The organism is Streptomyces sp. NPDC031379, assembly GCF_055569615.1.
This window is the reverse complement of sequence record NZ_JBVIIT010000003.1, coordinates 101,817-114,990: the sequence shown is the minus strand read 5'-3', so window position 1 is coordinate 114,990 and position 13,174 is coordinate 101,817. Positions and strand designations below refer to the sequence as shown.

The 13,174-nt window shown below is 73.4% G+C and carries 9 protein-coding genes and 1 pseudogene; 4 read left to right on the top strand and 6 right to left on the bottom strand.

The window, feature by feature from the left end; translation table 11 throughout:
* Together ACZ5CW_RS05390 and ACZ5CW_RS05385 are read right to left on the bottom strand one after the other, a co-directional pair.
* Complete coding sequence (locus tag ACZ5CW_RS05390) at nt 1-2,727, bottom strand: glycoside hydrolase family 2 protein (RefSeq protein ID WP_468598576.1); 2,727 nt, start codon at nt 2,725-2,727, stop codon at nt 1-3.
* A gap of 118 nt (nt 2,728-2,845) precedes the next feature.
* Nucleotides 2,846-4,031, bottom strand: a pseudogene (locus ACZ5CW_RS05385) (ROK family transcriptional regulator).
* 117 nt (nt 4,032-4,148) lie between these two features.
* Here ACZ5CW_RS05385 and ACZ5CW_RS05380 point away from each other — a divergent pair.
* The 3 genes from ACZ5CW_RS05380 to ACZ5CW_RS05370 all read left to right on the top strand — a co-directional run bounded on the left by ACZ5CW_RS05380 (nt 4,149) and on the right by ACZ5CW_RS05370 (nt 6,993).
* Complete coding sequence (locus ACZ5CW_RS05380) at nt 4,149-5,588, top strand: APC family permease (RefSeq protein WP_468598574.1); 1,440 nt, start codon at nt 4,149-4,151, stop codon at nt 5,586-5,588.
* Nucleotides 5,589-5,660: 72 nt separating this feature from the next.
* Nucleotides 5,661-6,170: a GNAT family N-acetyltransferase gene (locus ACZ5CW_RS05375; RefSeq protein ID WP_468598572.1), complete on the top strand. Its 510-nt coding sequence runs from the start codon at nt 5,661-5,663 to the stop codon at nt 6,168-6,170.
* A gap of 55 nt (nt 6,171-6,225) precedes the next feature.
* Complete coding sequence (locus ACZ5CW_RS05370) at nt 6,226-6,993, top strand: ArsR/SmtB family transcription factor (protein ID WP_468598570.1); 768 nt, start codon at nt 6,226-6,228, stop codon at nt 6,991-6,993.
* 96 nt (nt 6,994-7,089) lie between these two features.
* Here ACZ5CW_RS05370 and ACZ5CW_RS05365 read toward each other — a convergent pair whose 3' ends face one another.
* Entirely contained in the window at nt 7,090-7,527 is a 438-nt protein-coding gene (locus ACZ5CW_RS05365) for an SPW repeat protein (protein WP_468598568.1), read from the bottom strand.
* Nucleotides 7,528-7,609: 82 nt separating this feature from the next.
* Nucleotides 7,610-8,383, bottom strand: coding sequence for a sigma-70 family RNA polymerase sigma factor (locus tag ACZ5CW_RS05360; RefSeq protein ID WP_468598566.1), 774 nt, complete (start codon nt 8,381-8,383; stop codon nt 7,610-7,612).
* 179 nt (nt 8,384-8,562) lie between these two features.
* On the opposite strand from ACZ5CW_RS05360, the gene ACZ5CW_RS05355 reads away from it, so the two are divergent.
* Complete coding sequence (locus ACZ5CW_RS05355; RefSeq protein ID WP_468598564.1) at nt 8,563-9,624, top strand: MerR family transcriptional regulator; 1,062 nt, start codon at nt 8,563-8,565, stop codon at nt 9,622-9,624.
* A 118-nt stretch (nt 9,625-9,742) separates the two neighbouring features.
* On the opposite strand, the gene ACZ5CW_RS05350 is transcribed toward ACZ5CW_RS05355, so the two are convergent.
* Both ACZ5CW_RS05350 and ACZ5CW_RS05345 read right to left on the bottom strand, forming a co-directional pair.
* Nucleotides 9,743-11,119 carry a cryptochrome/photolyase family protein gene (locus ACZ5CW_RS05350; protein WP_468598562.1) on the bottom strand — a complete coding sequence of 459 codons (1,377 nt, stop codon included), beginning with the start codon at nt 11,117-11,119 and terminating at the stop codon, nt 9,743-9,745.
* A 537-nt stretch (nt 11,120-11,656) separates the two neighbouring features.
* Nucleotides 11,657-13,174, bottom strand: coding sequence for an SDR family oxidoreductase (locus tag ACZ5CW_RS05345; RefSeq protein ID WP_468598560.1), 1,518 nt, complete (start codon nt 13,172-13,174; stop codon nt 11,657-11,659).

Below are 13,174 nucleotides of genomic sequence, written 5' to 3'. Positions count from 1 at the left end.
TCAGCTCGCCGGCACCGTCCGCTCCGGGGTGTTCCACCCGGTGACCCGCACGTGCGGTGCCGAGCCGTGCAGGTCGGCCGTCCGGTAGGTGGCGGTCAGCGTCACCGACTCGCCCGGCCACAGGCTCACCTCGTTGTCCGACCAGCGCACCGGCAGCACCGGCCTGCCCTGCGCGTCGACCAGATGGACGTCCGTCAGCAGCGACGGCGTCCTGCCGCCGCCCGTGCTGCGCACGGTCACCGTGGTGGTCGACGTACCGCCGGTCGAGGAGGTCGACGCCGTCGCCGACACCGGCACCTGAGCCATCGAGGACAGCCCCGTGAGGTCGGCGTGGCCCGTGGTCGGCGTGTGGTACCAGTCGGTGCGCGCCCAGTCGAGCGTGTCGGCCCGGGTGGAGAGCCAGTACACGTTCCTGCTCACCTCCTTACCGTTCTCGCCGGTCAGGGTCAGCCGGAGCAGGTACGTGTCCGCCAGTCCGCTCACCGACGACGGCAGGGTGAGCGCCGTGCCGTGCGCCCCGTCGCCGCCCACGGTCATTCCGGTCACGGTCCTGTCGTACCTCTGTGTGCCGTCGGGGTCGAACAGGGTCGCGCGCGCGGTGAGCCGGCCGGCGGGGTCGTGCCGGTTGTTGACGACGACCACCGAGCGGTCGTCGTAGGAGTACTGGATGTGCAGCGGCTCGTTCGCCTTCTTCGCGCCGAAGTAGGCGCCGCCCTGATCGAGGTACCGGTCCGTCAGCTGCCAGTGCAGCGATGTCCAGCCGCTGTTGAACATCCAGTAGATCAGCCCGGTGGCCGGCTTGCTCGTGTCCGTCGCGTTGCGCTCGTACGCCTCGTACTGGGCGCGGACGTTCTCGTACTGGGCCAGCTGCGCCTTGCGGACGTAGTCGGCGAGGTCCGTGGGGGCGCCGTAGCGGCCGGAGAGGGCCTCGCCGTAGATCTTCAGCGTGCCGAAGGCGGACGAGGGGGAGCGGTGGTACTGCCGGGCGTCCGGGTTCCTCCAGAGCGTGTCCAGCTCGGCCGGTGTCATCATCCGGCGCAGGGTGTCGAGGGTGGGGATGTCCGGGCCCGCACTGGTCTCGGAGTTGAAGCCGGTCGCCCCGCCCTCGCGTTTGGCGTACCAGTAGTTCGGCGGGACCCAGTCGTACGGGCCGGTCATCTTCATGCCGGAACGGCCCAGCCGGGGCGAGGAGGTGTCGGAGGCGGCGGAGACCACCGGGGCCGGCCAGTCGGCGGCCTCGAGGGCGTCCAGGTAGTTCTTCTCGATCGTGGCGTCGGGCGCGAAGTCGCTGCCGATCAGGAAGGAGATCACGCTCGGGTGGTCCCGCAGCCGGGCGGCCTCGGCGGCCATGGACGCCTTGGCGACGGGGTAGTCGGCGGCGGTCCACTTCTCCCCGGCCTCGGTGCCGTTGACGTTGCCCTCCCACTTGCTGCAGCACTGCCAGCCGGGCAGCGTGAGCACGCCGTGGCGGTCGGCCAGGTCGAAGAACTCGTCCGGCTCGAGGTGGCCCTCCAGGCGGATGGTGTTCAGCCCGAGGTCGAGGGCGTACTTGAGCCGGTCCTCGACATAGGCGGGGTCCCAGCGCAGGAACTCGTCCGGCGACCAGCCGCCGCCCTTGATCAGCAGCTTGCGGCCGTTGATCCGGTACTGGCGGGCGCCGTCCGGGTTCAGGGGCGCCTGGACGTCACGGATGCCGAACGTCTCGTGCGCGGTGTCCGACGTCGTGCCGGCGACGGTGGCGGTGAGGTCGAGGTCGTACAGCGGCTGCCCGCCCATCCCGGCCGGCCACCACACCTTCGGCTCGGTCAGGTGCAGGCCGGGCACGTCGGCGGGGGAGAAGGCGACGGTCCTGGTCTCGTGGGCCGCGAGCGGCACGGTCCTGGTGAAGTGCGTCCCGCCGACGCGGCCGGAGATCTCCGCCGTGACCGGCGTCCCCGTGTCGTTGCGGGCCTGGGCCTTGACCGTGAGGTCCGCGGCGGCGAGGGACGGCACGGCCAGGCTGGTCGTCACGTGTGCGTCGCGCAGTGCCACCGGGCCGCCCCTGCGCACCAGGACGTCACGGACGATGCCCATGTTCCGGTCGGCCGGCGGCTGGATCCAGTCCAGCCAGCTCATGGTGAGGTTCTTGTTCGGGTCGTTGGGTCGGATCCGGAAGGCCACCGTGTTGGTCCCGGACTTCACCAGCGAGGTGATGTCCAGCTCGTGGCGGGTGTAGGCGCCGGTCACGTCCGCGGCCTCGGCGACCCGCCGGCCGTTGACGTAGACGTCGGCCGCCGATACGACCCCGCTGAAGTCGAGGTGGGTGCGCCGGGAGGTGTCGTCGACCTCGAAGTCGGAGCGGTACCACCAGGGGACCTGGAAGTCCTCCCGCGGGATCTGCTGCTGGTTGGTGGAGTAGAAGGGGTCGGCGTACACGCCGTCGGCGAGCAGGGCGGCCAGGACCGTGGAGCGGGGGCCCGCCGGGTGCCAGCCCCTGGCCGGATAGCCGGGGGAGGAGACGGTCGCCGCGGAGTCGGTCACCTCGGCCGTGGACCGGATCGCGTACCCCGCGAGCGCGGTGGCGGAGCCGGCGGCGGAGGGAACGCGCGTGACCCCGGCCCGCCGCTCGTGCGGCACCGGGCTCCGGTCCCGGGGCCCGGCCCAGGCGCCGGTGGTGAGGGTGCCGAGCAGGCCCAGGAGCACGGTGGCCGTGACGAGCCTGCGTCCGGGGGCGGGGCGAGGGAACACGGTGGTCTCCAGCCTCGTAAAGTTAGGAAACTTTACTAATTCGGGCCACGGTAGGACCCGGCGAGGGGCGTGTCAACGACCGTAGCGGCCGTGCGGCTCGACGGGCGGCAGGAACCGGTCAGCTGTCGCCCGTCCGGCGCTCGAAGACCAGGTCCCGGGCGGTGTCCAGGGCCGTCGCCACCGAACCCAGCAGCACCGCGTCCTCGCCGAGCCGGCTCGGCGCGATCCGCGGGCGCAGGGGGGGTGAGGGCGCGCAGCTGTTCCTGGACCGGGCGCAGCAGCAGGTCGACGCTGTGCCCGACGCCCCCGCCGAGCACCACGAGGTCCGGGTCGAGCACGGCGGCGGCCGCCGCGACGGTGTGCGCGATCCGCTCGCCCTCCAGCTCCACCGCGCGCACGGCGGCCGGATTGCCCTGCCGGGCCGCGTCGAAGACGGCCTTGGCCGTCAGCTGCCCGCTCATCCCGAACTGCCGGGCCGCCTCCACCACGGCCACCCCGGACACCGCGTCCTCCAGTCGCTCCGGCTTGTGCCGGCCGGGCCAGGGCAGGAACCCGATCTCCCCGGCCAGCCCGTGCGCCCCCGTGAACAGCCGCCCCTCGCTGACCACCCCCATGCCCAGGCCGGTGCCTATCAGGATGTACGCGAAGAGCCGGCTGCCCGCGCCGACGCCGTACGTGTACTCGCCGAGCGCCGCCAGGTTGGCGTCGTTGTGCACCTCCAGGGGTATGCCCAGCTCCTCGCGCATCCGGTCGACGAGCCCCGCGCGCCCCCAGCCCGGCAGGTGCATCGCGTACCGCACCCGCCGCCGGCGCTCGTCGTACACTCCGGGCGTGCCGACCACGCCGTGCACCACCTCCGCCGGGTCCACGCCCGAGTTGGCGATCACCTGGCGGGCGGTGCCGACCACCAGGCCGGCCAGGGCGGCGGAGGCGCGGGCCCGGTTGCGCACATCGGCCCGGGCGACGACCGTCCCGTCCAGGTCGACCACCGCGACACGCAGCCAGCCCCGGCCGATGTCCACGCCGAGCGCGTACCCGGCCGCCGGGTCGGGGGCGTAGAGCACGGCGGTGCGCCCGCGCTCCGGGGCGTGGGTGCCTACCTCGTGGACCAGGCCGGCCGCCTCCAGCGAGGCGAGCGCGCTGGACACGGTCGGTTTGGACAGGCCGGTCTCCCGGGCCAGTTGCGCCCGCGACGCGGTGCCGAGGCGGCGCAGCCGGTCCAGGAGCAGCCGCTCGTTGGTGCTGCGCAGGCGTCGGCGGTTCCAGGGCTGTTCCTGCTGCTCTATGACGTCACCGGCGGGCATCACACCATTCTCGTGCATGCACGACGCGTACTTGACGCCTCTAGTAAGGCTCCTTAACTTTATCGGCCAGTCGGCCCCGCCGGGTGCCGCGGAGCGCCCGTCGCGTCAGGAGTCCCCATGTCCGGTAGCCCGCCCCCCGCAAGTGGTTTCGTCCGCCGCGTCGGCCTGTTCCAGGCGACGGCCATCAACATGAGTCAGATGTGCGGCATCGGCCCGTTCGTGACGATCCCCCTCATGGTCGCCGCGTTCGGCGGCCCGCAGGCGGTCGTCGGATTCCTCGCGGGCGCGGTCCTGGCGCTGTGCGACGGGCTGGTCTGGGCCGAGCTGGGCGCCTCGATGCCCGGCTCCGGGGGCAGCTACGTCTATCTGCGCCAGGCCTTCCAGTACCGCACCGGCCGCCTCATGCCGTTCCTGTTCGTGTGGACGGCGATGCTGTTCATCCCGCTGATCATGTCGACGGGTGTGGTCGGCTTCGTCCAGTACCTGGGCTACCTCGCCCCCGACCTGGGCCGGACCTCCGGTGATCTGATCGGCCTCGGCGTCATCGCCCTGGTGGTGATCCTGCTCTGGCGCGGCATCGAGCACATCGCCCGCATCACCGCCGTCATGTGGACGGTGATGATCGCCTCGGTGCTCCTGGTGATCGCGGCCGCCGCCACGGACTTCAGCCCGCACCTGGCCTTCACCTACCCGGCGCACGCCTTCGACCTGACGAGCGACCACTTCTGGCTCGGCTTCGCCGCGGGGCTGACCATCGGCATCTACGACTACCTCGGCTACAACACCACCGCCTACATGGGCGCCGAGATCAAGGACCCCGGCCGCACCCTGCCGCGCTCCATCGTCTTCTCGATCCTCGGCATCATGGCGATCTATCTGCTGCTGCAGATCGGCACGCTCGGTGTCGTGGACTGGCGCCGGATGACCGACCCGCACGACATCGCCTCCACCTCGGTGGCCTCGGCGGTGCTGGAGGAGACCTGGGGCAGGGGCGCGGCCGACACGGTGACCGTGCTGATCCTGATCACCGCGTTCGCCTCGGTGTTCACCGGCCTGCTGGGCGGCTCCCGGGTGCCGTACGACGCCGCCCGCGACCGGGTCTTCTTCCGCCCGTACGAGCAGCTGCACCCGAGGCACCGCTTCCCCATGCTGGGTCTCGCGACCATGGGCGTGATCACCGCCGTCGGCTTCCTGATCGGCCGCCACACCGACCTCGCGACGCTGATCCAGCTGCTCACCACGGTGATGGTCCTCGTCCAGGCCCTCGCACAGATCGTCGCGCTGAGCGTTCTGCGCGCCCGCCGGCCGGAGTTGCGCCGCCCGTACCGGATGTGGCTGTACCCCCTGCCGAGCCTCGTCGCCTTCGCCGGCTGGTGCGTGATCTACGGGTACGCCGACAAGAACTCCCCGGGCCGGCATCCCATCGAGTGGTCCCTCGCCTGGCTCGCCCTCGGCTGCGTGGCCTTCCTGGTCTGGGCACGGCTGGAGAAGGTGTGGCCGTTCGGGGCGAAGGAGGTCGGCGAGGAGTACAAGCCCCTCGAGGCGAGCGCGAGTTGATGCGCGGTAGAATGTCGGTGTCGCAGTGATCCTCCCCGGCCCGGACCGTGTCCGCCGGGGACGATTTCGTTCATGACCGACATGACTGCGGACGTCACCGTCCGCCTCGCGACCCCCGAGGACCGCCCCGCCGTGGAACGGCTGTGGCTGATGTTCCGCCATGACCTGTCCGAGTTCCGGGGCGTCCTGCCCGGCGCCGACGGCGCCTTCCGCAGCGACCGCGTGGAGTACGCCTTCACGGAACCCGGGTGGCTGCCGTACCTGCTGATCTGCGACGAGCGTGCCGCCGGGCTCGCCTTCGTGCGCGCACTGGACGCGCCGGTGCGGGTCCTGAACAGCTTCTTCGTGGTCCGCGGGGCCCGGCGCCGAGGCATCGGCCTGCGGGCCGTGCGTGAGGTGCTGACCCGGCATCCCGGGCCCTGGGAGATCGCCTTCCAGCAGGACAACCCGGCCGCGGTGGGCTTCTGGCGACGGGTCGCCGAGGATCTCGCCGGTGACGCGTGGACGCGGGAAGTCAGGCCGGTGCCCGGCCTGCCCGAGCAGGCCCCGGACGTGTGGATCTCCATGACCGTGCGTCCTTGACATGCAGGTAACTGCCTGCATAACGTGGAGTGTGCGATCAGAGGGCGACACCGCAATGGATGCGGTCTTCAAGGCGCTGGCCGACGACACGCGCCGGCGCCTGCTCGACCGGCTCCACGAGAACAACGGCCAGACCCTGGGCGAGCTGTGCGAACGCATCGCCATGACCCGCCAGTCGGTCACCCAGCATCTGACCGTCCTGGAGGCCGCCAACCTGATCAGCACGGTGCGGCGGGGGCGGGAGAAGCTGCACTACCTCAACCCCGTGCCGCTCCACGAGATCCAGGAGCGGTGGATCGACAAGTTCGAGCGCCCGCGCCTGAGCGCGCTCGGTGCCGTGAAGCGACGAGCCGAGGAAGCCATGACCGACAAGCCGAGTTTCGTGTACGTCACCTACATCGCGAGTACGCCCGAGAAGGTCTGGGAGGCGCTCACCGACGCCGGCCTGACGGCCGCCTACTGGGGCCACCGCAACGTCTCCGACTGGCGGCCCGGCTCCCGCTGGGAGCACGTGCGCACCGACGGTTCCGGCATCGCCGACGTCGTCGGCCGGGTCGTGGAGAGCGAGCCGCCGAGCCGGCTGGTCACCACCTGGGCCGCGCCCGACCAGGAGGGCCAGGAGGAACGGCACTCCCGGGTCACCTTCGAGATCCGGCCGCACGAGGACATCGTCCGGCTGACCGTCACCCACGAGGACCTCAACGACGAGGGCGAGCGCTCCGACGTGGCGTCGGGCTGGCCGGCCGTCCTGTCCAACCTCAAGTCGCTCCTGGAGACCGGCCGTACGCTGCCGCAGGAACCCTGGCTGGTGCCGGGCCGCTGAGTGGGCACGGGAAGGGCCGGTCCGCCCGGGCGAACCGGCCTCCCGTTCTCCCTGTCCTTCCTTTCCTCGTGCTTCTCTTTTAGGGCTTGTCGGTGTTCACGGCCTGGTCGTACTCTTCGCCGCCGTGCCGGCGCACACGAGTCCGAGGACGAGCGCCAGGGCGCCGATGACGATGTTGTTGAGGATGACGCCCGCGTCGGGGCTGCTGCCCACGATCCAGGGGGCGATGATCATCCAGATGCCCATGGCGCACATGGCCCAGCTGAGGCCGTACATCCGCTCGGGGGCCCTGGTGAATCCCAGTGCCAGCAGGCCTATCGCTATGCCCATGATGAGGTTGTGCGTCATGAGCGCCGGCTGGCTCGCGGCGTAGTGCACGATCCACGGAGATGCCGCGCAGTACAGTCCGAGCAGGAACACCGGCCCGTCCACGAGCGCCACATCACGACCGCCGAGCATGCGGGCGTAGCGATCCCGCATTTCGGAGACATCGGGGTGGGTCGTCATATCACCCCTGTGCGAGACGTTGGCCATGACTCGTCTCCTTTTGACTCTGCAGGCCAGACCGCGTCTGGTGCGGTGCGGGAGTATCACCGCGTACCTATTTTGCTCTTATTTATCCTTTATGTGTAGAGGTGAGCACCCAGGTGGCCGGGGAGTTACGCATCGCTTCCGCATCACCTTCCTCCGTCCCGGACCGCGGCCGGAGGTTGCGGCGCAACTGGCGCAGCCCCCGGCGGGCGTGACTCTTGACCGTGCCCAGCGGCCAGCCGGTGCGCTCCGCGATCTGGGTCTGGGTGAGGTCCTCGTAGTAGGCCAGGCGCAGCACCCGCTGCTGGGGCGCGGGCAGCCGGGCCAGTTCGCGGCGCACGAAGACACGCTCCAGGACGGCCTCGGGCCGCCCGGCGGCGGAGCCGTCCGGCGGCAGGGCGGCACCGGCGGCCGCCAGCAGCTCGGTGCGGCGCGTCCGGGCGGAGAGGGCGTCGGCGATCCTGCGGCGGGTGATGCCGACGATCCATCCGGCCACCGTGCCGCGCTCGGGCCGGTAGCCGGCGCGTCCGCGCCACACGCCGAGAAACACCTGCTGGGTGACGTCCTCGGCCTCCTTCACGTCGCCCAGCGTGCGCCACGCCAGGGCGTGCACCAGGCCCGACCAGCGTCGGTAGACCGCGGCAAGACATGCCTCGTCCCCGGCCACCAGGCCCCGGGCCAGTTCCTCGTCGGTGAACGGCTCCTCTACGGGCGGCCGCGCCGGTGCGCCGCCGGTCCTGAGCGCGCCGCCGGTCCTGCGCCCGCCGGAGAGCGCAAGCGGGGCGGCGGGCGAGTGCGGGGTCGCGGGCGAGTGCGGGGCGGCGGTCGAAGGCGGGGTGGCGGTCGAGTGCGGGCTCATGGCGACGGCTCCTTCGCGTCGAGCGGGCCGTCCGGGCCGACCGGGCCGTGACGACCCGGCACATGCCCGTCACCGCCGCGGATCAGGACATTCCCCGGGCGCGCCCCGGTCGTGACCATGGTGTGAGCCCGTGCACATCCCGGACAACTCGCATCGATTCTGCGTCGTATAGTCCTCGCATGGACGTGTCCGACGCCGCCGGGACTCCCGGGAGCGAGACGGCCGGCCCCTCCGGGAGCGGCGAGCCACGACTGACCACGGGCGCGCTGGCCCGCCGGCTCGGCGTCTCGCCCACCACCCTGCGCTCCTGGGACCGCCGTTACGGCATCGGCCCCGCCGCCCGCACCGACGGCCGGCACCGGCGCTGGTCGCCGCGGGACGTCACCATGCTGGAGACGATGTGTCGGCTGACCGCGTCCGGCGTGCCGCCCGCCGAGGCCGCCCGGGCCGCGAAGCAGCGCGCCCACCCGGCGGGCACCCGCCGCCCGGACGCCGTCGCACCCACGCGGGCAGGGGCCGCCCGGGCGGGCCGCGAGACGCCCCGCGTGCCGGCGGCCGGCCCACCGCCCCCCGGCGACGCCCGGCAGGAGGGCCGGGGCCTGGCCCGTGCGGCGGTCCGGCTGGACGCCACGGCCGTCGAGGATCAGTTGGAGGCCGCCGTGACCCGGTACGGCCTGGTGGCCGCATGGCACGAGGTGATGGTCCCGACGCTGCACGCCGTGGGCCGCCGGTGGGCGTCGTCGGGGGACCGGTACGTCGAGGTGGAACACCTGCTGTCCTGGCAGGTGTCCACCAGCCTGCGCCGTCACACACACCGGCCCCGGGCGACGGCCGAGCCCGCGGGCGCCGGACCCGTGCTCCTGGCCTGCGTCCCCGGTGAGCAGCACACCCTCCCCCTGGAAGCCCTGAACGCCGCACTGAGTCACCGCGGCGTCCCGACGCGGATGTTCGGCGCCGCGGTCCCGGCGGAGGCACTCGTGGCGGCGGTACGGCGCCTGGGGCCGGCCGCCGTGGTGCTGTGGGCGCAGGCGCGCTCCACCGCGAGCCCGCCGCTGGCCGAGCACGTCGCCGCCATGGAATGGGGGGTCAAGGGTGCCCGCGCGCAACCGCTGATGATGCTCGGCGGCCCCGGCTGGACCGGCCGACCGGCCCGCGGCATGCTCCGGCCCGCCGGTCTGCCCGAGGCCCTCGACACCCTGACGGCCGCCTACGACGCCACGGCGCCCGCCGGTCCCCGCTGACGTCGGGCCGCCGCCCCGCGAGTCCCGCGCGCGGCGCCGACGACCGGCCCTGCACGGCGGCGGTGCCGGTGTGGGGCCGGCCGCCCCGGACCGGCCGGGGCCGCCCGGGAGGGTCACGTCAGCCGCGCGCCCGGGCCCGCTTGAAGCGGGCCAGTCCGTCGGCGAGGTCGACGATCGGATCCGGATAGTCGCCGAGGCCGGCCCGGTCCGGGCCCGGCAGCCTCCACGGCTCGTGGACCGCCGCGCCCGCGACGCCCCTCAGCTCGGGCACCCAGCGGCGGACGTACGCACCGTCGGGGTCGTGCCGTTTGGCCTGGGTCACGGGGTTGAGGACGCGGTTCGGACGCGTGTCCGTACCGGTGCCCGCGACCCACTGCCAGTTCAGCTGGTTGTTGGCCATGTCCCCGTCGACCAGCAGGCGCAGGAAGTGCCGGGCCCCGATGCGCCAGTCGACGTACAGCGTCTTGGCGAGGAAGCTCGCCGTGAGCAGGCGGGCACGATTGTGCATCCAGCCCTCGTGGAGCAACTGGCGCATCGCCGCGTCGACCACCGGATAGCCGGTACGGCCCTCCCGCCACGCCTCGATGTCGTCCCCGGCCGTCCGCCCGGACCGCCAGCGGTCGTGCTTGGTGCGGTAGTCGGCGGTGGCCACGGCCGGCCGCGCCGCCAGCACCTGGCGGTGGAAGTCCCGCCAGGCGACCTGCCGTACGAACGCCTCCGCACCGGGCCCGCCCGCCCGGCGCGCCCGGTGGACGACTTCGACGGGGGACAGCGTGCCGAAGTGCAGGTGCGGCGAGAGCCGGGAGGTCGCGTCCCCGGCCAGGTCGTCGTGCCGGTCCTCGTACGCGGCCACGCCCGAGCGGAGCCAGGCGGTGAGCCGTTTCCGGCCCGCCGTCTCGCCGCCCGCGGCCAGCGCCGGAGACAGGTCCCGCAGCGCGGCCCGGGACGGCAGTTCCTCGGACCCGATGCCGACCGGTACGCGGACCGTGCGGGGCGCGCCGAGGACGTTCCGCAGACGCTGTCCCGACCACTGGCGGAAGTACGGCGTGAACACGGCGAAGTGATCCGAGGAGGCCGGCGTCACCGCTCCGGGGGGCACGACGGTGGTCACGGACTCGTGGACGTGCAACCGCCGTCCGTCGGCCTCCAGGGCGCGGCGCAGCCGCCGCTCCCGCAGCTGGGCGTAGGCGCTCCCGTCGGCCGCCATGTGCACCTCGTCGGCGTCCGCCTCCGCGGCCACCTTGCACACCTCCGCCACGACGTCACCGGAGCGCAGCACGAGTCGCCCGCCGCGCTCGCGCAGACCGGCGTCCAGATCCCGCAGGCAGTCGGCGAGGAACGCCAGCCGGTTGGGCGCCGCGAAGCCCGCGTCGGCCACCCCCCGGTCGAGCACGAAGAGCGGGACGACCTGACGGCGACCGTCCAGCGCGGCCCGCAGGGGCGGGTGGTCGTACAGGCGCAGGTCGGCGGTGAACAGGACGACCGAGACGTACATGGCGTGGCTCCGGGGCGAGGAATGCGGACGCAGGGCACTTCCTGCCCGACGGGCCCGGCGGATGCGGGTCGGCGGGGCCGGTGCGTGCGGACCGGTGGCCCCGGCGGACGCGGACCGGCGAGTGCGGGTCCGCGGGCGGGGGCGGATGCGGGGTGGGGCGGCGGGTTCGGGGTCGGGCGGGTGCCGGGCGGGTGCGGGTCGGGCCGGCGGGTCGGCATGGGCGCGGGAGGGGTCGGTCGGTTGGGGGTGGGCGCGGTGTCGGGTGGGCGGTTCGGGCGGGTGTGGGAAGGGCCGTGGGGGTGGGGGGTGGGGTGGTGTGCGGGGACGAATCGGCGGGTCGGTGGGTTGGGGTGGGCGCGGGGGCGGGTCGGCAGAATCGGGTGGGTGCGGGAAGGGCCGTGGGCGTAGGGGGCCGGGCCGGCGGGTTGGCATGGACGCGGGTCGGGTCGGGCCGGCGGGATGGCATGAGCGCGGGGCGGGTCGGGTCGGCGGGTCGGGGTGGGCGCGGGACGGGTCGGCGGTGGGTGGGGGTGCGGGTCAGGGGGCGGGTGCCGGCGCGGTCGCCTGCCGGGCCGCCACCCGGGCGATGTTGCGGGCCATGCCGCCGAACACGACCGCGTGGAAGGGCGAGACGCCCCACCAGTAGGCATGGCCGAGCAGCCCGTGCGGATGGAACAGCGCCCGCTGGCGGTACCGGCTGCGGCCGTCGCCCTCCGGCTCGGCGGACATCTCCAGCCACGCCAGGCCGGGCAGCCGCATCTCCGCCCGCAGCCGCAGCAGATGCCCGCGCTCGATCTCCTCCACCCGCCAGAAGTCCAGCGAGTCACCCGCCCGCAGCCGCTCGGCGTCCCGCCGGCCCCGGCGCAGACCGACCCCGCCGACCAGCCGGTCCAGCCACCCCCGCAGGCTCCAGGCGAGCGGGAAGGAGTACCAGCCGTTCTCCCCGCCCACGCCCTCGATGACCCGCCACAGCTCGTGCACCGGGGCGTCCACCACCGCCTCGCGCCGGTCGGTGTACAGGCTGCCGCCGGCCCAGTCGGGGTCGGTGGGCAGCGGATCGCTGGGCGCGCCGGGCACCGCGGCGGACGACCAGCGCGTGATCACCCGCGCCTCCCGCACCCGACGCAGGGCCAGCCGCACCGACTCGTCGAAGCCGAGCGGGTGCCCCGGCGGATCGGGTACGTACCGGGTGATGTCGTGCTCGCGGCAGACGACCTCGTGGCGCAGCGACTCGGTCAGCGGCCGCGCGATGGACGCGGGTACCGGCGTGACCAGCCCCACCCAGTGACTGGACAGGCCGGGGGTCAGCACCGGCACGGGCAGGATGAGCCGCCGGGGCAGGCCCGCGACGCGGGCGTACCGGATCATCATGTCCCGGTACGTCAGGACGTCCGGCCCGCCGATGTCGAAGGAGCGGTTGACGTCATCGGGAAGGTGGGCGCCGGCGACGAGGAGGCGCAGGACGTCCCGTACGGCGATGGGCTGGATGCGGGTGCGCACCCAGCTGGGCGTGACCATCACCGGAAGGCGTTCGGTGAGGTAACGCAGCATCTCGAAGGAGGCCGAACCCGAGCCGATGACGATGGCGGCGCGCAGCACGGCGGTCGGCACGCCCGAGGCCAGCAGGATGCGGCCCACCTCCGCCCGGGACCTGAGGTGCGGGGACAGTTCGTCCTCGGGCACCCCGGTCGGGGCGAGACCGCCGAGGTAGACGATCCGCCGTACGCCGGCCGCCTTCGCCCGCTCCCCGAAGATGCGGGCGGCGCGGCGGTCGGTCGCCTCGAAGTCCTTGCCGCTGGCGAGGGCGTGCACCAGGTAGTACGCCACGTCGACGTCCCGCATCGCCTCGGCGACCGAGTCGGCGTCGGTGACGTCGCCCTCGACCACCTCCGCGTCACCGGCCCACGGGTGGTCGCGCAGCTTGCCGGGGGACCGCGCGAGGCAGCGCACGCGGTGCCCCGCGGCCAGCAGTTCCGGCACCAGCCGGCCGCCGATGTAGCCCGTGGCGCCCGTCACCAGGCAGCGCGGTCCGGCCGCCGAGTCGTCTTCGTTCAT

Coding starts and splice junctions, on each gene's coding strand:
- ACZ5CW_RS05380 (WP_468598574.1), top strand. CDS start 4,149: ATGTCCGGTAGCCCGCCCCCCGCAAGTGGTTTCGTCCGCCGCGTCGGC.
- ACZ5CW_RS05375 (WP_468598572.1), top strand. CDS start 5,661: ATGACCGACATGACTGCGGACGTCACCGTCCGCCTCGCGACCCCCGAG.
- ACZ5CW_RS05370 (WP_468598570.1), top strand. CDS start 6,226: ATGGATGCGGTCTTCAAGGCGCTGGCCGACGACACGCGCCGGCGCCTG.
- ACZ5CW_RS05365 (WP_468598568.1), bottom strand. CDS start 7,527: ATGGCCAACGTCTCGCACAGGGGTGATATGACGACCCACCCCGATGTC.
- ACZ5CW_RS05360 (WP_468598566.1), bottom strand. CDS start 8,383: ATGAGCCCGCACTCGACCGCCACCCCGCCTTCGACCGCCGCCCCGCAC.
- ACZ5CW_RS05355 (WP_468598564.1), top strand. CDS start 8,563: ATGGACGTGTCCGACGCCGCCGGGACTCCCGGGAGCGAGACGGCCGGC.
- ACZ5CW_RS05350 (WP_468598562.1), bottom strand. CDS start 11,119: ATGTACGTCTCGGTCGTCCTGTTCACCGCCGACCTGCGCCTGTACGAC.
- ACZ5CW_RS05345 (WP_468598560.1), bottom strand. CDS start 13,174: ATGAACGAAGACGACTCGGCGGCCGGACCGCGCTGCCTGGTGACGGGC.